Source organism: Hymenobacter seoulensis (assembly GCF_054780535.1).
Genome location: NZ_BAAGWD010000008.1, coordinates 75,287 through 101,441, shown reverse-complemented (window position 1 = coordinate 101,441; position 26,155 = coordinate 75,287). Strand labels below are relative to the sequence as shown.

At 57.1% G+C, this 26,155-nt stretch carries 18 protein-coding genes; 9 read left to right on the top strand and 9 right to left on the bottom strand.

Annotated elements, in window-relative coordinates; all coding sequences use genetic code 11:
* Positions 1-5 precede the first annotated feature (5 nt).
* From ACYVHC_RS20545 to ACYVHC_RS20505, 9 genes are all read right to left on the bottom strand, one after another.
* On the bottom strand, positions 6-779 hold the full coding sequence (locus ACYVHC_RS20545) for a metallophosphoesterase family protein (RefSeq protein WP_460615611.1): 774 nt from the start codon (positions 777-779) through the stop codon (positions 6-8).
* A gap of 85 nt (positions 780-864) precedes the next feature.
* Positions 865-1,332, bottom strand: a complete 468-nt coding sequence (locus tag ACYVHC_RS20540; protein WP_460615610.1) for a DUF6428 family protein — start codon at positions 1,330-1,332, stop codon at positions 865-867.
* Positions 1,333-1,363: 31 nt separating this feature from the next.
* Complete coding sequence (locus tag ACYVHC_RS20535; RefSeq protein ID WP_460615609.1) at positions 1,364-1,714, bottom strand: ArsR/SmtB family transcription factor; 351 nt, start codon at positions 1,712-1,714, stop codon at positions 1,364-1,366.
* A gap of 272 nt (positions 1,715-1,986) precedes the next feature.
* The gene (locus ACYVHC_RS20530; RefSeq protein ID WP_460615608.1) at positions 1,987-3,519 is read right to left on the bottom strand and encodes a glycoside hydrolase family 32 protein; all 1,533 of its coding nucleotides are present in this window, start codon (positions 3,517-3,519) and stop codon (positions 1,987-1,989) included.
* Positions 3,520-3,613: 94 nt separating this feature from the next.
* The gene (locus tag ACYVHC_RS20525; RefSeq protein ID WP_460615607.1) at positions 3,614-4,528 is read right to left on the bottom strand and encodes a carbohydrate kinase family protein; all 915 of its coding nucleotides are present in this window, start codon (positions 4,526-4,528) and stop codon (positions 3,614-3,616) included.
* Between the two features lie 85 nt (positions 4,529-4,613).
* The gene (locus ACYVHC_RS20520; protein WP_460615605.1) at positions 4,614-5,939 is read right to left on the bottom strand and encodes a sugar porter family MFS transporter; all 1,326 of its coding nucleotides are present in this window, start codon (positions 5,937-5,939) and stop codon (positions 4,614-4,616) included.
* A gap of 318 nt (positions 5,940-6,257) precedes the next feature.
* Positions 6,258-7,979: a RagB/SusD family nutrient uptake outer membrane protein gene (locus ACYVHC_RS20515; protein WP_460615603.1), complete on the bottom strand. Its 1,722-nt coding sequence runs from the start codon at positions 7,977-7,979 to the stop codon at positions 6,258-6,260.
* Positions 7,980-8,000: 21 nt separating this feature from the next.
* A complete protein-coding gene (locus tag ACYVHC_RS20510) occupies positions 8,001-11,168 on the bottom strand; it encodes a SusC/RagA family TonB-linked outer membrane protein (RefSeq protein WP_460615602.1) in 3,168 nt (1,055 codons plus the stop codon).
* A 398-nt stretch (positions 11,169-11,566) separates the two neighbouring features.
* Positions 11,567-14,365 carry a substrate-binding domain-containing protein gene (locus ACYVHC_RS20505; RefSeq protein ID WP_460615601.1) on the bottom strand — a complete coding sequence of 933 codons (2,799 nt, stop codon included), beginning with the start codon at positions 14,363-14,365 and terminating at the stop codon, positions 11,567-11,569.
* Positions 14,366-14,822: 457 nt separating this feature from the next.
* Between ACYVHC_RS20505 and ACYVHC_RS20500 the strand changes: the two genes are divergently transcribed.
* From ACYVHC_RS20500 to ACYVHC_RS20460, 9 genes are all read left to right on the top strand, one after another.
* Complete coding sequence (locus tag ACYVHC_RS20500) at positions 14,823-15,491, top strand: ABC transporter ATP-binding protein (protein ID WP_460615600.1); 669 nt, start codon at positions 14,823-14,825, stop codon at positions 15,489-15,491.
* A gap of 40 nt (positions 15,492-15,531) precedes the next feature.
* Positions 15,532-16,038 carry a hypothetical protein gene (locus tag ACYVHC_RS20495; RefSeq protein ID WP_460615599.1) on the top strand — a complete coding sequence of 169 codons (507 nt, stop codon included), beginning with the start codon at positions 15,532-15,534 and terminating at the stop codon, positions 16,036-16,038.
* Positions 16,039-16,112: 74 nt separating this feature from the next.
* On the top strand, positions 16,113-17,354 hold the full coding sequence (locus tag ACYVHC_RS20490) for an ABC transporter permease (RefSeq protein WP_460615598.1): 1,242 nt from the start codon (positions 16,113-16,115) through the stop codon (positions 17,352-17,354).
* Positions 17,355-17,365: 11 nt separating this feature from the next.
* The gene (locus tag ACYVHC_RS20485) at positions 17,366-18,607 is read left to right on the top strand and encodes an ABC transporter permease (protein ID WP_460615597.1); all 1,242 of its coding nucleotides are present in this window, start codon (positions 17,366-17,368) and stop codon (positions 18,605-18,607) included.
* A gap of 49 nt (positions 18,608-18,656) precedes the next feature.
* Positions 18,657-19,769, top strand: coding sequence for an efflux RND transporter periplasmic adaptor subunit (locus ACYVHC_RS20480; RefSeq protein WP_460615596.1), 1,113 nt, complete (start codon positions 18,657-18,659; stop codon positions 19,767-19,769).
* 187 nt (positions 19,770-19,956) lie between these two features.
* Positions 19,957-20,658 (top strand): hypothetical protein, encoded by a 702-nt coding sequence (locus tag ACYVHC_RS20475; RefSeq protein WP_460615595.1) that lies wholly within the window; start codon positions 19,957-19,959, stop codon positions 20,656-20,658.
* A 1,087-nt stretch (positions 20,659-21,745) separates the two neighbouring features.
* On the top strand, positions 21,746-22,978 hold the full coding sequence (locus tag ACYVHC_RS20470; protein WP_460615594.1) for a replication initiation protein: 1,233 nt from the start codon (positions 21,746-21,748) through the stop codon (positions 22,976-22,978).
* Between the two features lie 262 nt (positions 22,979-23,240).
* Complete coding sequence (locus tag ACYVHC_RS20465) at positions 23,241-24,812, top strand: OmpA family protein (protein WP_460615593.1); 1,572 nt, start codon at positions 23,241-23,243, stop codon at positions 24,810-24,812.
* A 224-nt stretch (positions 24,813-25,036) separates the two neighbouring features.
* Positions 25,037-26,107 carry a 3-oxoacyl-ACP synthase III family protein gene (locus ACYVHC_RS20460; RefSeq protein ID WP_460615592.1) on the top strand — a complete coding sequence of 357 codons (1,071 nt, stop codon included), beginning with the start codon at positions 25,037-25,039 and terminating at the stop codon, positions 26,105-26,107.
* Positions 26,108-26,155 lie beyond the last annotated feature (48 nt).

Here is a 26,155-nt window from a genome sequence, read left to right as displayed (position 1 = left end):
CAGGACTAGTAAGCCCCCCGCAGCATAGCGGCAAATTCATTGGGCAACGGCGACGCTTCCACGGCTTGGGCCGCTTTTTCTACGTCATAGGCCACCCGAATTAACTCGGAATGCACGCCCTTGGGGTCACTAAGCGTGGTGTTCTCGTTCAGGTGCAGCAGTTGGTACGCGGGTCGCGGGTCGCCGTCCTTGGGCTTGCCCACCGAGCCAATGTTAAGGGCATGCCGGTAGCGCGTCTGGCCCTCGTGCTCGTAAGCAAACGTGCGATGATAGGGCTTATGCGTGTGCCCAAACAGCAGGATATCGGCGTGGGCATCGGAGAGTACCCGCAGAAAGCTTTCCTCCGGCCGATCCTCAAACAGGTACTCGTTGATTTTTCGGGGGGAGCCATGCACCATCAGCAAGCTCAGTGTGCAGGGCTCCTCCTGAAAATCGAGACGTATCTGTTTGGGCAGGTAGCGTAGGTAGCGGCGCTCTTCCAAACCAATAACGTGGTTGGTGTACGCAATGCTTTGGGCGCCCAGGTCTTTGTCTGAATCGGTTTTGTAGGCACAGCCGCAGTTGTTGCTGGCCAGGCCAATGCCCTGGTCGTAGTTGCCGGCCAGGGTAGGAATGCCGCGGCGGCGCACCTCGTTCACCACTTCATTGGGCCAGGGGGCGTAGCCTACCAGGTCGCCGAGGCAGAAAATCATGTCGGGCCGGCGCTGTTCTATATCGGCCAGCACGGCTTCCAGGGCCGGCAGGTTGCCGTGCACGTCGGAGAAAAAAGCAATGGTCATCAGAAAGCAGATGTCAGCCTGGGTAAGGGAAAGCTAAGACAAGCCCAACGGCACTGCTCTAAAAAGGCAGCGCCGCAGAAAAAGCTTAGCAGCAGCCACCGCCGGGGGTGCAGCAGGAACCAGCTACTTGCAACTGGGGCAAGGCAATCTGCTGGGCCGCCGGAATGCCGCAGGCATCCTGGGCCAGGCAAGCCGTCTGCTTTAGAGTCAGCATGAAATCTTTGCCATCGAAGGCGAGACCAAACTTGCCAATGGTAGTCTGCTGGTACTCTACCTCAATGTCCAGTTCTTCGGAACCCAGAATCTTTTCCGACAGATTGAGGATGTGCAGAAACTTCTGGGGCGCCAGGCGGTGGTCGTAGTCGCCGGCTTCCCACAGCTGGAAGTTGGCTACGGTTTCGCGGCGCTCCACGCCCCCGCAGTCAATAAAATGCTTGCTTACCAAACCCACTTCCGTCACGTGGAAGTGCGCGGGCAGGTACTCGCCGGAAGGCAAGCGGAAGCTAACGGCGTCGAGCCCCAACAGGGACTGCTTCATTTCAGAGATTTTCATAGCAGGAAAGGGTAAAGTGAACGTGAAGGAATTAGCAGGCGCAGGCATCAGTGGGTCCGCAGGCCGGGCTGGTGGTGGCCTCCAAGAAAAAGGCGGTAAACTGCTGGTGTACTTGCTGCAGCAGCTCCGTATTCAGGCAGTAGCAGACGGTGAGCCCGTCAATCTCGCCCCGAATCAGGTCGAGGGCCTTGAGCTCCTGCAGGTGCTGGGAAACGGTGGTGCGGGAAAGCGGTAGCTCGGCCGCAATGTCACCGCTAATGCAGGTTTGCTTGGAGGCCAGGAACTGGATAATGGCCACCCGGGCCGGGTGGGCCAGGGCTTTGGCCACGCGGGCCAGCTGCTGTTGCTCTGGGGTGAACGCAGCGGTTTTAGCGTAAGTCATAACTAGTACTATTGTATGACGCAAATATACGACATTATATGACGTAAGTTTACGTCATACTTCATTTATTTTTTTCAACGCTCATTCTCGACTGTTCCTAAATCACTCCTAAACCTATGGGCATCGGGCCAAGCAACGCCCTGCTTGTTACCAGTTTACTCTCACAGAAGGGCTAGTAAGATGCCAGGTAGGTAGCACGCAAAAAAGGCCACCCTGCATGCAGGGTGGCCTTTTAGAATCTAGTCCCAGCTTTAAGCAAGGCGGGAGCTGTGCTACATTTTGACGGCAAGTGCGGAGTAGCGCAGTTCGCTGATTACTAGCCCTGGCTCGGAGGTAAACCTCACTTTCGTGAAAGGCTCTGAAGGGAAAAACAGCTCTGTCATCGTAGTGAGGCCGTTATCAGCAAACAGCTCCACGGAAGTGGCATCAAAAAGCAGGGTCAGGTTGGCGGCGGGGGAGGTAGCCAGGCGCGGCGCGGTATGCCTGCCCGCGAATTTGTCGCTGAAGCTCATGTTGCCCGATTTGCTGCGGTTCACGAAGTACTCATTGGCCTTCTTATCGTACCCGATCTGCAGCTCCTCGCCGCGGCTGTTGGACAGCACTAAGGCAAAATCCTGCAGCTGGGCCGTGCTGAGCTTGAGCTGAAACTTGTCTCCGAAATTTGTCAGGCGGCTGGTGAGGTCCAGCTCCTTTTTCACCGACAGCTTCTGGAGCGTTACGCCACTAGGCTGCAACAGCTTGCTAACCTCCTTTACCGGTTCTGAGGCCAGGTACACGTTGGTACCCACCTGCTTTAAGCTGAGCTCCCGGGGCACCGTCATGGCGTTGCGCCAGGGCGAGGTTGGCACTTGGTTGGCGTACTCCCAGTTGCTCATCCAGCCCAGAAACAGCTTGCGGGCCCCCGTGTTACCCCAGGTTACGCCGGCGTAGTTATCGGGGCCGTAGTCAATCCATTTGGTCTGGGTGCTGCTCGGCGTGAAGGTTTTGCCGTCAAACTGCCCCACAAAGTACTGGGTGGCCGAGCCCTTGTTAGGCCCGCCCGGGTTGATGCTGACCAGTAGCACCCAGTGGGTTTTGCCGTTCAGCGTCAGCGGAAACAGATCGGGGCACTCCCACACGCCGCCGTGGGCGCCTAGCTTCTCGCCAAACTCGCTCAGCTTGGTCCACTCCTTGAGGTTGGGCGAGGAAAAAAACGTGATGCGGTCTTTGGTCGCCAAAGTCATCACCCACTTTTTGCTGGGGGCGTGCCAGCTCACCTTGGGGTCGCGGAAGTCCGGAATGCCGGGATTACTGAGCACGGGGTTGCCTTCGTACTTCGTCCAAGTTTTACCTTCGTCGAGGCTGTAGGCCAGGCTTTGGTATTGGTGTTTGTTGGTGCCTTTCTTTTCTTCCTCGGGGTTGTGGTGGGTGAAGATGGCCACCAGCGGTACCTTCCCGTTTTTGCCGAAGCCCGTGGTATTGTTTTCATCCACTACGGCGCTGCCCGAGAAAATCATGCCCAGCTTATCAGGAAACAGGGCAATGGGCTCCTCCTTCCAGGTTACCATGTCCGGGCTGGTAGCGTGACCCCAGTGCATGGGGCCCCACTGCATGCCCTCGGGATAGTGCTGGAAAAACAGGTGGTAGGTACCCTTGTAGTACACCATGCCGTTGGGGTCGTTCATCCACATCCGGGCGGGGCTGAAATGGTAAGCCGGACGGTATTGAGGGGTAGCGGGCGGAATAACCGCCGCCGGTTGGGTCTGGGCCTGACTTACGCCCGATAGCGCCAGCAGGGACACGGCCAATACAAATGCTTTTTTCATAGAAATGGAAAGTGGGAGGTGGGAGAGGAGAGAGGGTTAGCACTACATAAAAACCTGCTGCTTAGCACGGTTTAGAAGAGGCGAAGGGGTAGCGCTACACCGTCCGGGCTTCCAGCAGCTCTGCCACATCGGTTTCTGAAATGGTAGGGGTAGCGCCCAAATGCGTGGCTACCAGCGCGCCGGTAGCGCAAGCAAAGCGCAAGGCCTCACTGGGTTCCTGGCCTTGAAGCCAGCCTTTGAGCAGCGCGGCCAGAAAAGCGTCGCCGCTGCCAATGGTATCCTTCACCGCCACCGGCACGCCCGCGGCCCGATACAGCTGCCCGTTGGCCCACAGGATAGCGCCCTCGGCACCTTTGGTAACGCACACGGCCTCCAGATCAAACCGGTTGGCCAGCCACTGCACGGCAGTTGCCTCGTCGGTTTCCTCACTAAACCACGCCATGATTTCGGCCAGCTCGTGGTGGTTCATTTTCACCAGGTTGGCTTTTTCGAGCAGGTATTTAACTACCTCTTTGGTGTAGTGGGGCGGGCGCATGTTCACATCGAACACCTTGAAGCGGGCATGGGCCAGCAGGCGGTATAGGGTTTCGCGGGTGGCCGCTTGCCGGGCCGAGAGGCTGCCAAACACAAACATATCGGCCTGCTCCACCAGCGTTTCCAGCGCCGCGTCGTACTGCACATAGTCCCAGGCCACGGGCTGCACAATCTTGTAGACTACCTCATTGGCATCATCCACGTTGGCTTTTACTACGCCGGTAAGGTGGGTTTTGCCGCGCTGCACAAAGTCGGTGCGTAAGCCCTTCGATTCAATAAAGTCCAGCAGCTCGGTGCCCAGGTCGTCATCGCCCACGCGGCTGATCAGGTCGGCCGTAAGGCCCAGCTGGTGCAGGTGCACCGCTACGTTAAAGGGCGCCCCCCCGGGCTGCTTGCCCGTAGGCAGCACATCCCAGAGCACTTCTCCGAAGCAGACAATGGCGGGGGTACTAGGGTCTTTACGATTCTGAGTCATCGTGATAATACGCTAAGCAAGTGGTAGAGTAGGGGAGGGTTGACCGCACCCCGGACCCCTAGTGATTTTCAAAGCCGGCTCGTGGTTAGTGGATGACGAGCGTTTTTTCCAGCTGCTCCAGGGAAGTGCCTTTGGTTTCGGGCATCATGCGCCACACAAATAGTAGCTGGAGCACCATCATGACGGAGAAAAACAGAAAGGTGTGGCCACCGCCCAGCTTCTCAGCGAAATACGGGAAGGTGAAGGCAATGATGGCTGCCATAATCCAGTGCGTGGAGGAGCCGAGGGCCTGCCCTTTGGCCCGCACCGTGTTGGGGAAGATTTCCGAAATAAACACCCAGATAACGGCGCCCTGCGAGAAGGCAAAAAAGGCAATGTATACGAACAGCAGCACGGGTACCATCATACCCCCAAACTGCTGGGTGTAGAAGGCGCGCGCCACCAGCCCTAGGGTTGCAATCAACCCAAACGAGCCGATCAGCATGAGCTTGCGCCGGCCAAAGCGGTCGATAAAGTTCATGGCCAGCAGCGTGAACAGGAAGTTTACCAGCCCGATGCCCGCCGAGGACAGCAGCGCCGAGCCCTTGCCTAAACCCGTCATTTCGAAAATGCGCGGGGCGTAGTAAATAATGGCGTTAATGCCTGACACTTGGTTGAACACGGCAAACAGAATGGCCAGCATCACCGGCCCGCGGTACTGACGCGCAAACAATGATTCGCCGCCGCCGGCTTCGTCGGCCGCATTAGCCGTCAGGATGTTGGCTACTTCCTGGTCGGCCACGGCGGGGTCAATGCGGTGCATGATGGCGCGGCCCTCCTCTACGCGGCCTTTGCCCAGCAGCCAGCGCGGGCTTTCGGGCACCCGGAACAAGAGCAGGAAAAACGCCAGGGCGGGCACGGCCTGCACGCCCAGCATCCAGCGCCAGTCCTGCTCGCCGCTGCCGGTTAGCAGGTAGTTGGAGAGGTAGGCGGCCAGAATCCCGAACACGATGTTGAACTGAAACATGGCCACCATCTGGCCGCGCTTGGCGGCGGGCGCCACCTCTGATATGTAGAGCGGAGCCGTTACCGAAGACGCGCCTACCCCCAGTCCGCCCAGAAACCGGAACACCATAAACGCCACCCAGCTGTTGGTCAGGGCCGCGCCCAGCGCCGAAACCAGGTAGAGCACCGCAATGCCAATCAGGGTTTGCCGCCGCCCCAGCTTATCCGACGGAATGCCGCCGAAAATGGCCCCGAACACGGTGCCAATCAAGGCCACCGCAATGGTGAAGCCGTGCTCCACGGAGCTAAGCCCCCAAAGCTGCTGAATGGCCTTCTCGGCCCCGGATATCACGGCGGTATCAAAGCCGAACAAAAAGCCCCCCAACGCCACGACGAGGGACCAGAAAAAGACGTTGCTGTTTTTCACGGCGGAGAAGAATGTAGAGCGCGCCTCCGCGGGGGAGAACGACCTCTGGAAGAGGGTAAACTTTAACTACAAATGATACGCAAAAAACGCATCATACTGAGCTGGTTAGGGCACCGCGCGCCGCAGGGTCTGCCGTGGTACTCACCAGGCAGCACAACCGGCAGGCACAGTGCTAGCTCACGCCATTCCCACAACCCAACCTAACCCAGCATGATGGTTTTGGCGGCGCTCGGAGCACCGGGTGTCAATGAAAGAAGTTTGCTGGCGGGCAGTACTAATCCTACCCCAACCACAAACCTCTCCCTTTCAGAGCGGGCCTTACCAGCCAGGGTTTTGCTTGTACAAGCCCTTGCTGAAGTTGATCTGGTTGAGCGGAATGGGCAGGTACTCATCGCGGCCAGCCGTGAAGCGGGCCGTTTGCAGGTACTGGCGCTTGGTTTTTTCCTTGTCGAAGTAGGTGTTCAGGTAGGGGGCAGCAATGCCCCAGCGCACCAGGTCAAAGAAGCGGTAGCCCTCCAGGGCAAACTCCAGGCGGCGCTCGAAGCGCAGGGCTTCGCGGGCGTACTGCTGGCTCCACTGCCCGGGGCTGTACAAGCCAATCTTGTAGTTCGAGATGTTGCCGCCACTGGCATTTTTCAGCTTGGCCGTGCTGTTCTGGGCCCGCTCGCGAACCTGGTTGATCAGAGGCAAGGCTTCGGAAGCGCGGTTCAGCTCAATCAGCGCCTCAGCCTTCCATAGCAGCACATCAGCATAGCGGATGATGGCCCAGTTTTTCGAGGAGCTCATGAAAGGCGGCGTCTTCTGGAAGCTGGGGTCGGAAGGCAACACGTTTTCCTTCATCGACATAAACACCCCGTACGTGTTCTGGTCGCGCAGCCAGGAGGTTTCGAACACGAAGGTGGGCGCGTACTTGTAGGGGTGCGACGGGATGCCCACGGTGTGGTCGAGGCGTGGATCCACGGTGTTCGTCTGGAAATCGGCCGGCGTGCTCAGGTCCGAGTTATTGAAGGTAGTGAACAAGGGGAGGCCCTGGGCGTCGGTTTTGTAGGCGTTCACCAGGTTCTGGCTGGGCTGGTGGAAGCCGCAGCAGCCGTAGTCGGGGTTCATGGGGTAGTTCAGCTGGTTGCCCCGGTCGGTGCGGCCCTTGGGGGTACCATCGTTGCGGGAGAACTGAATGGCAAACACCGATTCAACGCCGTTGTCGCCGGCGGTCAGGAAATTAGTAGCGTAGTCGGGGTGCAGGGCGTACTTGCCGGAGCTGATGACCTGGTCCGTGAGCGTGACCACTTCCTGCAGCTTGGCCTGGTCGATGGAGGTCACGGCGTGGTTTTCGTTCTGCCCATAGGCCTGAAAAAGCAGGGTTTTGGCCAGGTAGGCCTGGGCGGCCGACTTGGTAGCGCGCCCAATCTCGGGTTGCGTATCAGGCAGGTTGGCGGCGGCAAACCGGAAGTCGTCGGCAATCTTGCTCCATAGCGCGTCACTGGTCAGGGCCACGTTCGATACCTCGGCGTACTTGTCGGTGGGCACCGTTTCATCAATGTAGGGCACCTGCTTGAATAGCTCTTTCAGCAGAAAGTAGAAGTGCCCGCGCAAAAAGCGCATCTCGCCCTGGCGCACTGCTTTACTAGGCATGGCGGCCGCGTCAACCGTTTGGAGGCGGCGCAGGGCATCGTTGGTGCGGGAAATCCCGATGTAAATCAGGAACCACAGCTCATCGGTGTTGCCCACATCCACCCGGTTAAAGGTGAAGGTTTCGTAGAAGTGGAAAGCATCCACGTCGGCCGTACCGTTGCCGCCCTTGTAGGCGTCGCCGCTGCGCACGTTGCCGTAGGGCCACATGGAGGTATAGGGGGCACGGTACACGTCGTTGCCGAGCTGGGAGTAGGCCGCAATTACCTGCTTTTCGATGTTGGCAGGCGTGTTCAGCTGGTCGTCGGAGAGGGCACCGGTGGGCTGTACATCGAGGAATTTGTTGTCGTTGCAGCCGGAAGCAAAGGCGAGTAGCGATAGGGCCAACACGCTGGTTTTAACTAGTTTCATGGGAATTGCGTGGGCGAGAGGTTAGAAGGAAACGTTGAGGCCGGTGGAGAAAATGCGGGGCACCGGATACTGGTAGTTGGTTACCTCGGGGTCGGGCCCGGTGTACTCCTTGCTCTTGACGGTGAACAGGTTCTGGCCCTGCACATACACCCGCACGCCCTGCAGACGCAGCTTGCTTACTAGCCCCTCGGGCAGCGAATACCCTACCTGCAGATTGCGCAGCTTCAGGTAGGAGGCATTCTCGATGAAGTAGGTAGAGGCGCGGCCTTCGTTGTTGGTGTTGATGAGGGTCGCGGCCGGAATAGTGGAGCCCGAGTTGGTCGGCGTCCAGGCGTCGAGCAGGCGCTGGCCCCAGTTTTCGCCGGAAGCCAGAGAGGAGAAGTCGGTGCGGAATTTGGCGTTGTTGTAGGCATCCAGGCCTTGCACGCCCTGGAAGAACACCTGCACATCAAAGCCCTTGTAGCCCGTGCCTAGGTTCAGGCCGTAGCTGAAGTCCGGCACGCCTTCCGTAATCCAGGTCTGGTCGAAGTTGTCGACTTTGCCGTCATCGTTCAGGTCGCGGTACCGAATGCGGCCCGGGGCAGCGCCCACCTGCGTGGCGTGGCCGGCCACCTCGCCTTCGTTCTGAAACAGCCCGTCGGCCACGTAGCCGTACACGGCATTGATGGAGTGGCCCAGGCGCGTCACGTCCTGGCCGTTGCCGCCGTAGGCGTTGATTACCTCATCGGGCAGGTAGGTAAGCTTGTTGCGGTAGGAGGAGAGGTTGCCGGAGATGTTGTAGGTCAGGCCGTTATCTAGCTTGTTTTGGTAGCCGAGCAGAAACTCCCAACCGGTATTCTCAATGGAAGCACCGTTTACAAACTGGTCGCCGCCTTCGCCCACCACGGCCAAATAAGGCAGGTTCACCAAGATGTCCTCGCTTTTCTTGACGAAGTAATCAACGGAGCCCGAGAGACGGTTATCCAGGAAGCCGAAGTCAACCCCGACGTTGGTTTGGGTGGTGGTTTCCCACTTCAGGTTAGGGTTGGCGCGCTGCACCCGGCGGTAACCCGAGGGCAGGTTGGTATCGTTGCCGTAGATGTCGTAGGCCGTGCCGCGGTCGTACTCAAAGTTGGGGTCGATGACACCCAAGAGCGACTGGTAGAGGCCCCGGGAAGCGAAGTTGGCAATGTCCTGGTTGCCGGTCTGTCCCCAGCCGGCGCGCAGCTTCAGGTCAGAAATAAACGGTACTGTGTTCTTCAGGAACGTTTCCTCGCTCAGGCGCCAGCCCACGGAAAGGGCGGGGAACACCCCAAAGCGGTTGTCTTCGCCAAAGCGCGAGGAACCGTCGCGACGCAGGGTGACCGAGGCCAGGTAGCGGTCGGCGAAGGAGTAGTTGAATTTGCCGAAGTAAGACGCCAAACGGTAAGCCGTGCCTGAGCCGCCGTTGTCTTTGTTGGCGGCACCTGCATCGAGGAAGGTGTAGTTGGGGTCCTCGCTGGCAAAATTGGTGCGCGAGGCATAAGAGCCCTCATCATAGTAGCTGATGCGCTCCGTGCCCACTACAAAGCCCAGTTGGTGCTTGTCGGCCAGGGTCATGTCGTAGTTGAGTGTGTTCTGCCACACCCAGTTGCCCCAAAACCGCTGGTTGTCGGTAACCCGGTTATTGGCCTCCGACAAGAATCCGGCCTTATAGGTTTTATAAATCTGGCGAAACTTGTAGAGGCTGTAGTCGATACCGAAGCTGGTGCGCAGGTGCAGGCCGGGCAGCACCTCGGCATCGGCAAACAGGTTGCCGAAGGCGCGGCCGGTGTTCGAGCGGTTCTGCTTGTTATCGGTGAGCAGGCGCAGGGGATTATCCCGGTCGCTCATGCCGGCCACGGGGCCGCCCCAGCCTATGCCATCTACAGTTCGTACGGGCACAATGGAAGGCAGCTGGGTGGTGCGGTCGCGCACCAGGCCCAGGTCAAACTCGGCCCGCTGCGACTTCACAATGGTCAGGTTTTCCCCAATTTTCAGCTTGCCCCCCAGGAAGTTGTAGTCGGAGTTCAGGCGGGCCGTGATGCGGTCGAAGCTGGTGTGTTTGAGCGTGCCGCTGTTGTCGTAGTAGTTCAGCGAAAACAGGGCACCGCCCCGCTCGCTGCCGCTGCTCACGTTCAGGTTATAGCTCTGAATCAGGGCATTTTGCTGGGTTTCCTTAAACCAGTCGGTGTCGGCCGAGCGCTGGGTTTTCTCAGCATCAATAAACTCCGGCACAATTACCTGGCTGAGCACCGGGCGGCCATCCGGGCCGGTTGTCGACTGGAAGCTGTAGTACGGCAGATTGGGCGTGGAGCCGTCGTTGGTAGCGGCGCGCCAATAGACCCGGCCGTAGTCCTGGGTGTTGAGCATTTTCAGGTGCGGGCCGGGCTCCTGTAAGCTGAAAAAGGTGGAGAAGTCAACCCGGGTGTCGCCCTTCTTGGCTTTTTTGGTGGTGATGATGATGACGCCATTGCCGGCCCGGGAGCCATAGATGCTGGCGGCCGAGGCATCCTTCAGGACCTGAATCGACTCGATATCGTTCTGGTTGATTTGGTTGATGCCTTCCTTGGTCGGGATACCATCGATAACGTAGAGCGGGTCGTTGTTGCCGAGGGTACCAAAGCCCCGGATACGCACGGTGGCCGAGCTGCCGGGGGCCCCGTCGGTAGTGATGTTCACGCCTGCTACCCGGCCCTGCAGGTTGCGCGTGACATCGTTAGAAGCCATGTCCTTGATTTCGTCGGTTTTCACGACGGCTACGGCTCCGGTCAGGTCGGCTTTACGCTGGGTCTGGTAGCCCGTTACCACTACTTCATCCAGGGCGGCCGCATCGGGGGCCAGCGTGATGTTGAAGGTAGTAGTAGCGCCTATACTCACCTCCTGCGACTTGTAGCCAATGAAGGAGAACAGCAGGGAGGTGGCATTGTCGGGCACGGCAATGGAAAACTCCCCATCGGGGCCCGTGCTGGTGCCCAGCGCCGTACCTTTTACCACCACCGTCACGCCGGGCATGCCGGCACCTTTTTCATCTACTACCCGGCCCGAAATGGTCTTGTCGACGGAAGCCGCCGGTGAGGTACGTACGGGCTCGGAAGAAGCTGCTTGCGCGGGCACCGCAGCCGCCAGAGGCAAGGTAGAGAGCAGCGTCAGCCCGACGGCTTGGCGCAGCGTGGGTACAGCGTTTTTCATGAGGGAATTGAAAAGAATGGTGGGAGGTTTCAGCAACAAGGAGGGCTAGGGAAGCCCAGGCTGGAAAGTTGCGGCCGCACCGGATGGCCAGATGTACTAGCCCTTTGGTGCCGGCTAACTGTTCCAAATATCCACCTTACCCATCCCAGGGGCTTGCTGTATTCACTCAAAGACTTTCACAATTAGCTCATTCCTCACTTTACTTATAACTTATTGATAATAAGATCCTTATCTTGCATTTATATATATTTCACAGTCTTTAATCTTAATTTTTGATACCTGATTTTCGAATTTGATACACGAGACTAGCCCCGGATAGACACAAAAGTGAACGGTCCCGCTCCGGCTTCAGGGGAAGCAAGGAACGGGACCGTCAGGAACGGGTTGGGAAGGAAGCGTTAGCCAGCAGTGGTGTGCATGGCCCGGAACTCGGAGGGCGAGACCTGGTAGCGGCCTTTGAAGCTGGTGGAGAAATAGGAGGGCGAAGAGAAGCCCAGCTGGTAGGCTACTTCGGCAATGCTGAGCTCGTCGTCGAGCAGGAGCTGGCGGGCCTTGGTTAGCCGGATACCCTGGATGAAATCGGTGACGCCGGTGCCGAGCACCGCTTTCACTTTGCGGTACAGCTGCACCCGCGAAATGCCCAGGCTGCGGGCCACATCCTCCACGCTTAAATCGGAACGGGAGAGGTTGGCTTCTACAATGGCCGTAAGGTCAGCCAGAAACTTCTGGTCTACGCGCTGCGGCGCCACGGTAGCGGTATCCACCGAAAGCTCGCGGCGAAAATGCTCGCGCTGCTTTTCGCGGTTGGCGAGCAGCGTGCGTACGCTTTCGAGCAGAAACGTGGGGTTGAAGGGCTTGGTCAGGTACAGGTCGGCGCCGGCCTGCACGCCCTCCACCTGCTGCTCCGGGGCATTGCGGGCCGTGAGCAACACCACCGGTATATGGGAAGTACGCCAGTCGCTTTTCAGCTGGGCTACCACCTCCAGGCCACTCAGCTCGGGCAGCATCACGTCGCAGATAATCAGGTCGGGAATGGTTTCGGCGGCCAGCCGCAGGCCGGTGGCCCCGTCGGTGGCGGCGCTAACCTGGAAGTGGGGCTGCAGCTTCTGCACTACAAACGCATTCACCTCGGGGTTGTCCTCAATCACCAACACCAGCGCCTCACTGCCCGCGCCGGTGGCAAACCCCGGGTTTTCGGCCGGAGTAGGGGCAGTAATTCCTTCCTCCAGGGCAAAGGATGGCGAGGCCAGTGCTGGTGCCTCGCTTGAGCGCAGGGTTTGTGGCAGATCAAGGGGTAGGGTTACGGTAAACGTGCTGCCTTGCCCGGCCTGGCTGGTAAACGACAGCTGCCCTTGGTGCAGGCGGGTTAAGCCCAGCGCAAGGGCTAGGCCCATGCCCGAGCCGCGGGCCACCGTTTGGTTGCCCTGGTAAAACCACTCAAAAATGTGGGCTTTGTCTTGGTCAGAAATGCCGCGGCCCGTGTCTTCCACGCTCACCCGCACCGTGCCCTCGGTGGGCACAGGCTGAATAGAAACGGTAATCTGGCCACGGTCAGGGGTGAACTTAAGGGCGTTGCTGAGCAGGTTGAAAAACACCTTGTCCAGGATGTTTATATCAAACCAAATCAGAATGAGGGGCTCGGCGGGCAGAAACCGTAGGCTGATGCCGCGCTGGCGGGCGGGTCGTTCAAACACATCCATGATTTCGCGCACAAACGCCACCAAATTGCCCTCCGTAGCGCGCACCGGCATTTTGCCCACATCAATCTTGCGGAAGTCCATGAGCTGATTCACGAGCTGGAGCAGGCGCTGGGCGTTGCGCCGGATCAGCCCCAGGTCGTGGCGCTGGGCCGGGGGCAACTCGGGGTTGCTGGTGAGCATTTCTTCCACGGGCCCCAGAATGAGGGTCAGCGGGGTGCGCAACTCATGCGAGAAGTTGGTGAAGAAGCGCAGCTTGGCCTCGGTCTCAACGCGGGCGCGCTCGGCAAACTCCTGAATCTGGTTGCGCTGCGACAGGATTTCCTGGTTCTGCTCTTCCAGCTGCCGGTTGATACGGCGGTTGGCCTGAAAAGCGCGCCAGGCCAGCAACCCCAGCACGGCCGCCACCAGCAAAGCCGCGGCCAGGGTATAGAGCACGGTTTGCTGGCTGGTATAGGTGGCCAGCAGTTGGCGCTGCAGCTGCTGCTGGCGCTGGATGTCCTGCTGCTGGCTGGCCAGCTTTTCGGTTTGCAGCTTCATAGTCAGCACGTTGGTCGAGTCGATGACCATCGTGGACAGGATGTTTTCTTTCTCGAAGGGCTCTTTGCGCAGGATCTTCATGGCCGTCCGGATGGCTTCCTCACCGCCCGGCGAGTAAAGCAGGGAGGCATCGATGATACCATCCTGCACCAGCTGAATGCCACCGTGGGCACCCGGCAGCCCATCCACGCCCACAATCCTGATTTTCCGGCCCACTTGCTTGCACACCTGATACGCCCCCAGGGCCAGGCGGTCGTTGTGGGCGAAAATCAGGTCAACAGCGGGCTGAGCCCGCAGAACTGCCGGCAGCTTCTGCAGTACCGAGGGGCGCTCCCAGTTGCTGTTTACCTGGGCCACGAGCTGCAGCCCCGGGTATTGGGCCAGGGCCTGGGCAAACCCCTGGTGCCGGTCGCGGGCGGGGGAGGAGCCGGGCGCCCCCAGCACTTCCAGCACGTTGCCCCGCCGCCCCAGCAGGTTGGCCACGTAGTTGGCCGCCGTCTGGCCTACTTCCACGTTGTTGCCGCCCACGTAGGCCGTGTACAGCTTGGAGGTGGTACGCCGGTCCAGTATCACGACCGGAATACCGCGGTTGTACACCTCTTCCACAATCGGCGTTATGGGCTCCGCTTCGTTGGCGGATACAATCAGCAAGTCGATGCCCTCTCGCAAGAACTCTTTGATCTGCTGCTCCTGCAGGGCGCTGTTGTAGCGGGCATCCTTCATGCGGAAGCTAACTTCGGGGTGGAAGCTTAGCTCCTTTTTCATACCCGTGAGCATGGCCTGGCGCCAGGCATCGCCGTTGGTGCACTGCGAAAAGCCAATGGTGTAGGTAGGCTCCGGCGCCGAGGAAGTGCAGCTTGTAAGCCCCAGCGCGCCCGCCAGCAGGCAGCCCAATCCCAGGAAGGCCGCCAGGCGCATCCGGAAAGCAAGGTGGCTCCACAACGTGAGCAGAAATAGCATGGGAGGGGAAGGAATCGGTTGCGGGCAGGAGCTGGCCTAATAACTCCATGGACAGCTGCTCAAATATGGAAAGAAGAAATGACACCCGAACGGCCCGGCCTTGCTGCACGCCCATCCACCTTTGTCACCATATGTTTTTCTATATATTTGACTGCTGCAGTACCGTGGAGCTAGATTCTGGTTAGGCAACGCACGGCCTGCTACCCTGCACCTGGCTAGGTGCCTTGCTTACCGCAACCGGAGCAGAGCCTAACGCTGTACTTGCGGTGCCAAGGGTAATCTAAATATAAAACAGTGCTTTATCTGCGCAGCGAGGCAACTGACCTACCCTGGTCGGCATCTATGAGAAAGATGAGCCTACGGGGCTTTGCCGGCTCCCTAGGCCTAGTAGTTTGCCCAGGGCTTCCGCTGTTGGCGCTGCTTATTTTTCTGGCTCTTAAACTCCTCGTTGCCACGCATGATTAAACTGCACAACGTTCGGAAAAGCTACGCGGTAGGACACAACCGGCTGGAGGTGCTCAAGGGCATCGACTTGCACATTCGGGAAGGAGAGCTGGTGAGCATTATGGGGTCCTCGGGCTCCGGCAAAAGTACCCTGCTCAACATCTTGGGCATTCTCGATGACTACGACCAGGGCGACTACACCCTGGCTGGCACCCGCATCGACCGGAACCTTTCGCAGACGAAAGCGGCGCAGTACCGCAACCAGTTTCTGGGGTTTGTATTCCAGTCGTTTAACCTGCTGAGCTTCAAGAGCGCCCTGGAAAATGTGGCCCTGCCCCTGTACTACCAGAAAGTAAGCCGGCGGGAGCGCAACCGTTTGGCCCTGGAGTACCTGGATAGGGTAGGGCTGGCCGACCGCGCCGAGCACTTACCCAGCGAGCTTTCGGGCGGGCAGAAACAGCGGGTGGCCATTGCCCGGGCCCTGATCAGCCAGCCCAAGCTTATTCTGGCCGATGAGCCCACCGGTGCCCTGGATACCCACACCACCCAGGAGGTGATGGATATTTTTAAGCAGGTGCACCGCGAGGGCATGACCGTGGTCATCGTGACCCACGAAAACGACATTGCTGCCCAAACCCAGCGCATGATTCGGGTGCGCGACGGCATGATTGTGTCGGAATAACGCTGCCCAACACTAGCCCTCTACTCAGCCTGAACCTGTCATGAAATCCATTTTCCTTCTCACCCTTTTACTGGCGGCCACTGGTCTCGGGCACCGCGCCCACGCCCAGGCCACCACTGCCGAAGTGCAGGCTCTCACCAAGCAGCTTGACCAGTTGATGCGCAACCCCAAAAAGCCCAAGCAGGACGTGCACCTGACCCTAAAGGGCTGCCACGCCGAGCAGCTGATCCGGGACCGGGACGCCGACGTGCAGATGAGCAACCCGGTGGCGGTCAGCTTTGGCAGCGGCAACTCCGGCTGGGCCATGAAGATGGATAATGGCGTGTTTGAAATGAAAATGGGCTTTGAGTGGGCCGATGTCAGTCCGCTGACCTACCAGGCCACCACCGACGACCAGCAGCAGAAGCATTACCAGATCAGCATTAACCGCAACAAGAAGGGCAACCATTCCAACTTCGAGCTGCCCCTTTACACCACCAACGAAGCCACGGTGAAAGATGTGGTACGCCGCCTGGAGAAAATCCGCAAAAGCTGCGGGGGCAAATAAGGCTAGATATCAGCCCTCAGGTGGTTTGGCTTACCACCAGGGCTAGTAAACAGGAGGGCTTAACTCCGCATATTATGTTCGACCTCGACAAATGGCAGGAAATACTTGGGACGATGCGGCGCAATAAGCTTCGCACCTTCCTGACGGCCTTTGGCGTGTTCTGGGGTATCTTCATGCTCGTGCTGCTGCTGGGGGCCGGCAAGGGCATGGAAAACGGCATCTGGAAGGAGTTTGGGGGCGGGGCCATGAACAGCCTGTTTGTGAGCGCCGGCAAAACCTCCTTGCCCTGGCAGGGTCTGAAGCCGGGCCGGGAGCTGAAATTCACCAACGAAGACCTGGAGGCTATTCGGCAGCAGGTAGATGGGGTGGAGCTCATGGCTTCCCGCAACCGTCTGTTTGGCGAGTACACCATCATGAACGGCACCAAAAACGGCTCTTACCAAGTGTTCGGGGCCAATGCCGAGTTCTTCCAACTCAGCGGCGAAAAGCTGGCCCGGGGCCGCCTCCTGAACCCTTTGGATGGCCTGGAGCAGCGCAAGGTGATGATCCTGGGCGAGAAAGTGCACAAGGTGCTGTTCGGCGACAGCAGCGGCATTGGGAAGTTTGTGCAAGTGAAAGGCGTGTTTTTCAAGGTGGTGGGCACCTTCACCAATACGGGCAACAACGGCCGCAACGAGGAGCGCGCCTTCGTGCCCTTCACTACCTTCCAAACCACGTTCAACCAGTACAACCAGGTGCAGCGCATCGGCATCAGCAGCCGCAAGGGCACCCCGGTAAAAGTGCTGGAAGAGCAGGTCCGGCAGCTCCTGGCCCGCCGCCACCAGTTTGACCCCGCCGACAAGCAGGCCCTGGACCTGGATAACAACGAGGAAGAAGTGGCCCGCTTTGAGGGGCTGTTCCGGGGCATCAAGCTGTTTGTGAGCGTAATTGGGGTCTTGACCCTGGTAGCGGGGGTAGTAGGGGTCAGCAACATCATGCTCATTATTGTGCAGGAGCGCACCCGCGAAATTGGCGTGCGCAAAGCCCTGGGGGCTACGCCCTGGAGCATCATCAGCATGATTGTGCAGGAGTCGGTGGTGATTACCAGCCTGGCGGGCTACTTGGGGCTGCTGGCTGGGGTAGCGCTGCTGGACGCCGTGCGCTACGCCTTGGAGCAGGCCGGGGGCACCTCTTCTTACTTCGACCACCCTGAGGTAGATGTGGGGGTTGCGCTGGCCGCCACGGCATTGCTGGTCATTTCTGGTGCTATAGCGGGCCTGATTCCGGCCATGAAGGCCGCCAACGTCAAACCCATCGAGGCACTTCGGGCCGACTAACTTTCCCAGCCATGTTCGACCTCGACAAATGGAGTGAAATCTGGGCTACGGTGCGCCGGCACAAGCTGCGCACGGGCCTGACGGCGTTTGGCGTGTTCTGGGGCATATTTATGCTGGTGGTGCTGCTGGGAGCGGGCAAGGGCTTCCGCAACGGCGTGGAGGGAGAGTTTGACGTGGCCAAGAACGCCGTGTTTCTCTGGACCCAGCGCACCAGTGTGCCTTATGCCGGCCTGAAAGTGGGCCGCTTTATTCAGCTGACCAACGACGACGTGCGGGCCCTGGAGCAGGAAGTACCCGAGGCCGGGGTGATTCTGCCCCGCAGCTCTCTGAATGGCACCTTTACCGTACAGTATGGCACCAAGAGCTCCTCGTTCTCCGTGAATGGCGAGTACCCGGGCTATCCGGCTATCAAACCTCTTTACCTGACCGGCGGCCGCTTTATCAACGAGCCCGATATAAAAGAGCGTCGCAAAGTTGCCGTGATTGGCAACCGGGTGGCCGAGGTGCTGTTCGGCGACCAGCCGCCTATAGGACAGGAAATCCGCATCAAGGGAGTGTTTTTCCAAGTGGTTGGTGTGTTTAAAGCTCAGGGCCAACCCGAGAATGCGGAGCAGGACAGCCAAACTATTATCATTCCGCTCACCTCCCTGCAAGTAACCTTTAACCAGCCCAACCAAGTAGGTTACTTTGCCTTTATCCCGAGGCCTGGCGTACCGGCCAAAGTGGTGGAAACCAAAGCCAAGCAGGTGCTGGCCCGTCAGCATAAGGTGGCACCTTCCGATGAACGAGCCTTTGGCTCGGCGAACGTGGAAGAGGAGTACGCCCGGGTACAGGGGCTGTTTACCGGTATTTCGGCGTTCAGTTGGCTGGTCAGCATCGGGACCATCTTGGCCGGCATTATCGGCGTGAGCAACATCATGCTCATTGTAGTGAAGGAGCGCACCAAGGAAATCGGGATTCGGAAGGCCCTGGGTGCTACCCCCTGGAGCATCGTGAGCCTGATTGTGCAGGAAAGCATAGTAATTACCGCCGCCGCCGGACTGCTGGGGCTGCTGTTTGGCACGGCCCTGATGGCCGGCATCAACCAAATGATTGCGGGCCAGAACGTGGGCTTTTTCGCCAACCCTCAGGTAGATGTGGGCGTGGCCATTACGGCCGTGGTGCTGCTCGTTGTGGCCGGGGCAGTGGCCGGACTGGTGCCGGCTCTGAAAGCCGCTCAGGTGCAGCCCGTGGTAGCCCTCAAAGACGAATAACTTTTTCCTCAGGAACAGCTGATTACCTCAACTTCCTATCTGATTTTCTATGAAACGCGTTTTTCTTTCGGTGCTGGTGCTCTTGCTGCTGGCCGGGTTTGGGTGGCTGGGCTATTATTTCTGGAAACAAGCGCACACCGACCCCGTCACGTACACCACTGAGGCGCCCTTCGTGACGGATATCGTCAAGAAAACGGTTGCGACGGGCAGCATTGTGCCGCGTCGGGAAGTGCTCATCAAGCCCCAGGTGTCAGGTATTGTAGAGGAGCTCTACATCGAGGCCGGGCAGCCCGTGAAGGAAGGGCAGCTGATTGCTCGCATCCGTACGGTAGCCAACGCTGGCAACGTAAACAGCGCCCAAACCGGAATTCAGGCAGCCCGCATTGCCCTGGAAACCAGCAAAATTGCGTTGGATCGGCAAAAGTCCTTGTATGAGCAAAAGGTGATTGCCGAGCAGGAGTACCTCAACTATCTGGCCGACTACAAAGCCAAGCGCCAAGCCCTGAGCGCCGCCGAAAGCAACCTGCAAATTGCCCAGAAAGGGGCCTCCCGCAACACGGGCGGCTCGCTTAACCTCGTGCGCTCCACCATCACGGGGTTGGTACTGGATCTGCCGGTGAAGGTGGGCTCCTCGGTAGTGGAGCGCAATAACTTCAATGAGGGTACCACCATTGCCGCCGTTGCCGACATGAAAAGCCTGGTGTTTGAGGGAAAAATTGACGAGAGCGAAGTGGGTAAAGTGCGCGAAGGCATGGACCTGAACCTGACTATTGGGGCGCTGGAAAACCAAATTTTCCCGGCAACGCTGGAGTACATTGCGCCCAAAGGGCTAGCCGAGGAAGGCGCCATCAAGTTTCAGGTCCGCGCCCGTCTCAACCTGAAGCCCGGTCAGTTCCTGCGGGCCAACTACTCCGCCAACGGTGACATTGTGCTGGGCCGCCGGGAAAAGGTACTAGCCATTCGGGAAAGCCTGTTGCAGTTCGGCCGCGTAAACAAAGACAGCGTGTTCGTGGAAGTGGAAACGGCTCCGCAACAGTTCGAGAAACGCCTGGTAAAAACCGGCCTTTCTGATGGCATCAACGTGGAAGTAACCTCGGGACTAGGCAAGACCGATAAAGTGAAAGTACTGGCTCCAACGGCGGAGGCAGAAAAGAAAAGTTAGTAGCCTAGTCGGCACTTTTTCGGGCAATCCACATCCACTTCAAGCTGGATTGCGGGCTAGCAAATTTCTGGATAAATTATTCGTAACTAGATCGTTGTTGAGTTATCATTCAATTAGGGGCTAGTATTTATTTACTAATAATTATATTTTATATTCCCTTCTGAATTCACCCTCAATCCCTTCGCTCATGCCTACTGGTACGGTATCAGATAATGCGCCTGAGCGGCTTGAGGGTTACCGCGGCTACCGGGTTATCAGCAGTGGCCGGGAGAAAATCTTTGAGCAGTTGGTGCTCATTACGGCCCGCCTGTTTGACATGCCCTTTGCTTTTTTATCCTTGGCTGATCCGGATTTTACCTGGGTTGGTAAAGCTGGAAGTCCGGTAGGGTTTACACAGAAGGAGCGGCAGCGGGAGCTCTGCTTTGCCGCCCTGCTGCATGATAGGGAAGGTCTGCTGGACCAAATTCCGCATGACGCCGGAGAAGCTCTTTCCATGTCAATTATTCGGCACCTGCCGCTGCAATTTTACGCGGGCCAGGACCTGACTACTACTGAAGGAAAATACCTGGGTACATTGTGCGTGCTTGACGACCATCCGCGGGAATTTGGCCCCGTACAGTGGGATATTCTCAATCTGCTGGCTCAGGTGGTTATGGTGCTCACGGAGTTGCGCGAAGCGGCCACTGAAATGGAAGTTAAACCGCCATCTGCCTCCCCCGATTCTCCGGAAAGCTTATGGACTGAGGTAGAGCAGCTTATGCTGTTGCCCCTGATGCGCATGCGTATTACTACCAACCGCCTGCGCAAAGCAGAAACCGATGAGCAACGTGCCGGATTATGGCAGGAAGTAAAAGCCATTATCAAGAGTACGCTTCTGCAGCTAACCTAGTGTCTGTCTGGTTTCAGGCTGTGACCCGCGGCTTCTGGCAGTAAAGCAGCAGCCTTGCTTTCTTGTTGACAAACAAAACCGACCAGGGCACTGGTTGTGGCTTTTGGTCTAGCACTTTGCCACTGGTAGTGCCCTAGTGTTTCGGCCATCTATTACAAAAACCACGACGATTCTGGGTAGCTAATGTGATGCGCGCTCTGGAACGTGGTTGTTCTTCCTGCGTGGCATTGCGAAAGGAGGCAAGCAGGGTTCCATTACAAAAACCACGAGCCTGGCTGTTGTTTTGGCCGCGGGAAACTCACTTATCAGGGTAAGACGGCACGTTTTTTCGCAACTGCTAGCAAGGCTGAGGCAGCTGTCGTGGTTTTTGTAATACGTGCTTTACGATAAGCAGCCTCCTAGCATTGCGGGTAAGTGGTAGCTTCTGTTCTCTCGTGGTTTTTGTAATAGATACGAACCGGATACTATCAAGCCAGGGAAGAGCTGATATGCTGTCAGAACATTTGCTAACCGTTTGTTATTGAGGGATTTACTATATTCTGTTTCCAGTTATTAAGTTCAATTCAGCCCAATCAAGGAGCCTTACCTATTACAAAAACCACGACAGCCGCGGGCCGCGCCCTGTAGCAGACCTCCCTGGCGTTGGGTTGGTTGGTTTTTTCCGTTCAATTCGAACATCACCCTAAATTTCATTTTCAAAAAAACGCCCTGTTTAAACCTGGTTGTTACCTTATTTATAAGGTTTATAGGTTTAGGGGGTCTGTAAATACTTGACTACAAGTTGATAACAGGCCTCATCTATTACAAAAACCACGAGGATCTATTACAAAAGCACGAATTGCTATTACAAAAACCACGACGCTGCTATTACAGAAACCACGACAAACAAAGCCCTATCTATTACAAAAACCACGACGACCTATTACAAAAGCACGAAGGCCTATTACAAAAACCACGACGACCTATTACAAAAGCACGAAGCAACGAAAACACGCCTCATCTTGGCGGCTGCTATTACAAAGCATTAGGTTTGTAATAGCAGCCGCTATGTTGCATCTTTAGCCATTCCATTCAGCACTGCTAGTGTATGCAACCTTCCTTATTCGACCAGCCGGGCTTGGAAGAGCCAGTCAGCAAGATAGTTGTTCAGCACAATGCGCTGGTAAATGCTCGGTTTGACTTGTCTACCGTTGAAATGCGGTTGTTTATGGCCATGCTTTCCCGGATTGGGCGCGACGACAGCGAATTTCGTGAGATGCGCATTCCACTGACTGAAGTAGTGGCGTTGTCGGGCCGCCGCCCCAGTAGTAAAGATTATCAGCAGGTGGCTGGTATGTGTGATCAGCTGGTGAGCCGGATTCTGCACATTGAGCGGCCTAGTGCCACCCGGCGTGGGTCGCGGCGCAGCCACTCCCCGGACTTTGATAAGATTCCGCTGATGGCGTATGCCAAGTATCGGGGTGAGGAAGGCGCGTTGCACGTGCGGTTTAATGATGAGGTAATGCCCTACCTGCTGCAACTGCAGCGCAATTTTACCAAAGCACAGGTAGTGCAGCTGCTCAAGCTAAAAAGTCCGCACTCGTATCGCATCTACTGGCTGCTGAAGGAGTATGCTGCCTTTGGCACCCGCACCGTGGAGGTCGATGAACTGAAGGCGCTGCTTAGCCTGGAAGGTCAATACAAGCAGTTTCCATTGTTTAAGCTGCGCGTACTGGACAGGGCCCAGATGGAGCTGAGCAAAACCGATTTGCCCTTCGAGTATGAGCTTCTGCGCGATGGCAAAGCCGTGTCGCAGATCCGGTTTCATTTTCCGCCTTTTGCGGGGGAGCTAGATGCGCTTCCTTTAGGCCCCACTTCTGACTGGGATGCCGCCTTGCAAAAAGTAGGGCTAGCAGCGAGCAGTCAGGCAACGGTAGCTGAACTGGTAACCCGCGGCGAGGTGGAGCCGGGGTATATTTTGTTTGTCGTACGCGCGCAGCAGGAGAAGTACCGCCTAGGCAAAGTCAAAAGTCTGCCCGGATCCGTGTTCACAGCTATTACTAAAGGCCATTTGGTAACTGAATATCAGGAGGCATTGGCACGCCAGCAGGGGAAAGCGGAGTTGTTGAAAGCTTTACCCGTGCGTTCAGATGCAAAGGCAAAGCCCCAGGAAATAGTGCAATTTCGGCGTGATGAAGTGCGGGCTATGTTTGACACGTTGGTACTGAAAAAGCTCAACAAGGAACCAAGCTTTGAGCTGCACGAGGAGCGAGTGTACCTTAAGCAGGGGTTTGAGCTAATACGGGAGAGTAATGGCACAGAGTGGCTTATTAAAAAATAGCACAAAAACAGGATCATTCGCTTAAAGAGTATAAAATACAAGCGTGGCTGCAGAATATAGAAAATAGGTACGCCATTTAAAATCGAGCATAATAGTAAATACTTGGGAAGGTATTTAAAAGTATAAACCTGGGTAACATTTTGTACTATTTATAACTTATTGTAGCTAGGCTCACCGCGGCTGGAAGAATATCGTATGCCATACCGGACGATTTTTTCCTAAAAAAAGTCTGTAAATTAGAATAGACCCAGGCGGTGAGGCTATGCGACAGAATAAACCGGTAGTAGAAGTTGCGCAGGAATGGCTTACTGATGAGTACCTAACGGAGTTGGGCACACATTTGAATGTAAGCCATGAGTTGCTGAAGCGCACCTTCAACCAGTTTATGCACCTAGTCGTGCACGTGCTGCAGGAGCGCGCCGTCCGCGCCAACGGCCCAGAAGCAATTGCCACCCTAGCGCACCAGGCCCGACAAGCAGGCGCACCTGAGGCCCTGCGCACCCTGCTCCCAAGTAGCGGCCGTGGCGTAAAGCTGATCCAGGAATTACTAGGTGCTAGATATGAGCAAACTGTACACAGGCTTCACCCAGAGCTGCCCGGCCCCACTCGCGACTTAGTGTTGGAAATAGCAGTGCAGGTAGTACTAGGGGTGTTGGGCCGCCAAACCGTTACTAACCAACTAACCAACGACGAGCTGGTGCAGTGGCTGCAACAGGAACAACAAGTAGTAAGCGCCAACACCATTCTTAGCCCGGACGCTCCCTCACCGGTAACCCTGCCGGAAACCGACAGCCAACCGAATACTTCATCAAATATATCAGAAAGGGATGTTTTACAGCGCTTTACAGTATCGGGGGCCGGAACCTGGGAAAAGGTGGGCGGCGGTATCACCTTTACCCCCGGTACGGCAGGGCCGAAAGTCCCGGCTCAATTGCCTGTAAGCAAATGGGCCATGGTGCTCCCGCTGCTAATCATATTGCTTTGCGTGGGTGCCTACATGCGTCTTGTTCCGGATAAGTCAGCTACACCGCATTCAGCGAAGGGAAATACGGCCCCGGTTGTGCAAGTCACTACCCCTCCGCCGCCTACAAACCCTTCTGCTGAACCCAATACCCCGTACTCAGGCGCATCCTCGACTACAAGTGGCTACGATCCTGTTACGGACACCTACATCTATAACACGGGGCAGCCCCTAGCCCTTATTCTGCCTGATGGGAGCAGCCAGAAAGTAGGCGCTAACTCCACCGAGTATAAACTTTTCCGGTTGTTGAATGATGGCGAGCTGACGCCTGAGCTATCAGAGGATGCAAGTAACCCCAAATGGCTAACCGTTGACCGCGTGTTCTTTACTCCCGGCGAGCCCACCCTTACGCCGGAGTCGGAAGAGCAACTGCAGAATCTAGCGGCCATCCTGAAAGCCTTTCCGCTGGCTTGTATCCGGATTGGGGGCCATACAGATAACACCGGCGACCCACAACAGAGCCAGCAGCTCAGCAAGCAGCGAGCGGAAGCAGCCCTTGTGGCGCTGGCAGGGCTAGGCATTGAGCGCAACCGCCTGCAGGCTATCGGCTACGGCGACCAGATGCTGGTGGCGCCCAACGATGGGCCCGTGGGTCGGTCGATGAACCGCCGGCTTACCTTAGCGGTAACTAGCATCACGGGGCCGCCAAAGCCAGTAGCCAGCAAGGTAGCCCGTGCCGCTTCTGCCCGCACCGAAAGTCGGAACCAGTACAGCAGCCAGCCGGGTAAAACAACAAGAGCGAAAAAGCGCCCCCGCACCAAAACCGGCAAATGGATTCAGCGCCTCGTAAAACGGGTAAAGGGAGAGAGATAATTAACTGTATTAAAATACCGTTAATACCCTACTAAACGCAAATGAAGCCAGTTTGAGGCATTGCCTAGCCTAGTGCATTTCATTCCAATCAAAACTATTTTGTTTTTGTTGTAGCGTACACACAAGCTGAACTTCTATTTTGCAAGGCATTCGGCAACGAATCAGAATGAATTTTGCTGCAATTTTGCCGGCTACAGTAGCTGTTTTCTACTGCTTGCTCCCTTATGATTCGATCTATCATTGCTGCTACCGGCAGCTGCATCCCCGATACCATTGTTCGGAATCAGGATTTCCTAACTACCCGCTTTTTCTCTCAGGAAAGGGTATCCATTACCATTGATGCGGCCACTGGCATTGATAAGTTCACGGCCATAACCGGCATTAAGGAGAGGCGTTATGCCCAACCGGAGCAAACAGCCTCTGATTTGGGCTACCAGGCGGCGGCCCAGGCTCTTTTAACAAGTGGCATCGATCCGGAAACGCTGGACTACATCATTGTAGCCCATAACTTCGGTGATGTGGTGCTGGGAGGCAACCGCGTAGACATGGTTCCTTCACTGGCGTCCCGCATCAAGGCCCAGCTGGGCATCAAAAACCCCGATTGCGTGGCCTATGACATGGCCTTTGGCTGTCCGGGCTGGCTCGAAGCGGTTATCCAGGCAAACTACTTTATCCGCTCCGGCGATGCCCACCGGTGTATGGTTATCGGCACCGAAACCCTTTCGCGGATAATTGACCCCCACGACCGGGACTCCATGCTCTTCAGCGACGGCAGCGGAGCCATTATTCTGGAGGCCAGTTCCGATACCAAACAGGGCATTCTGGCCCACCACACCCAAACCCACGCCTACGAGTACGCCAACCTGCTGCGGATGGAGCCTTCCTATCATCCGGAAGCTGCTGCGGGACCCGACCGCTATATGAAAATGAACGGCCGAAAACTCTACGAGTTTGCCCTCCAGCATGTGCCCTTGGTGTTACAGGCCGCCCTGCAAAAGGCCAATGTGCCACTCCTGCAGATCCGGAAGGTGCTGATTCACCAGGCCAACGAGAAAATGGACGTGGCCATTCTGGAGCGGCTCTTTAAGCTGTACGGCGAAGTGTGTCCGGGTATGGAGCTGATGCCAATGACAATTGGCTGGCTAGGCAACAGTTCGGTGGCAACCATTCCTACCCTGCTGGACCTACTCTTGAAAGGTGAGCTGGAAGACCACCGGATTGAACCCGGCGACACTGTTCTGCTGGCCTCGGTAGGCGCCGGCATGAATATCAACGCCATGGTGTACCAGTTCTGAGCAGCCACAGAGCCGCAGCAGAGGAAACATTCCACGGGTTAACTGCCG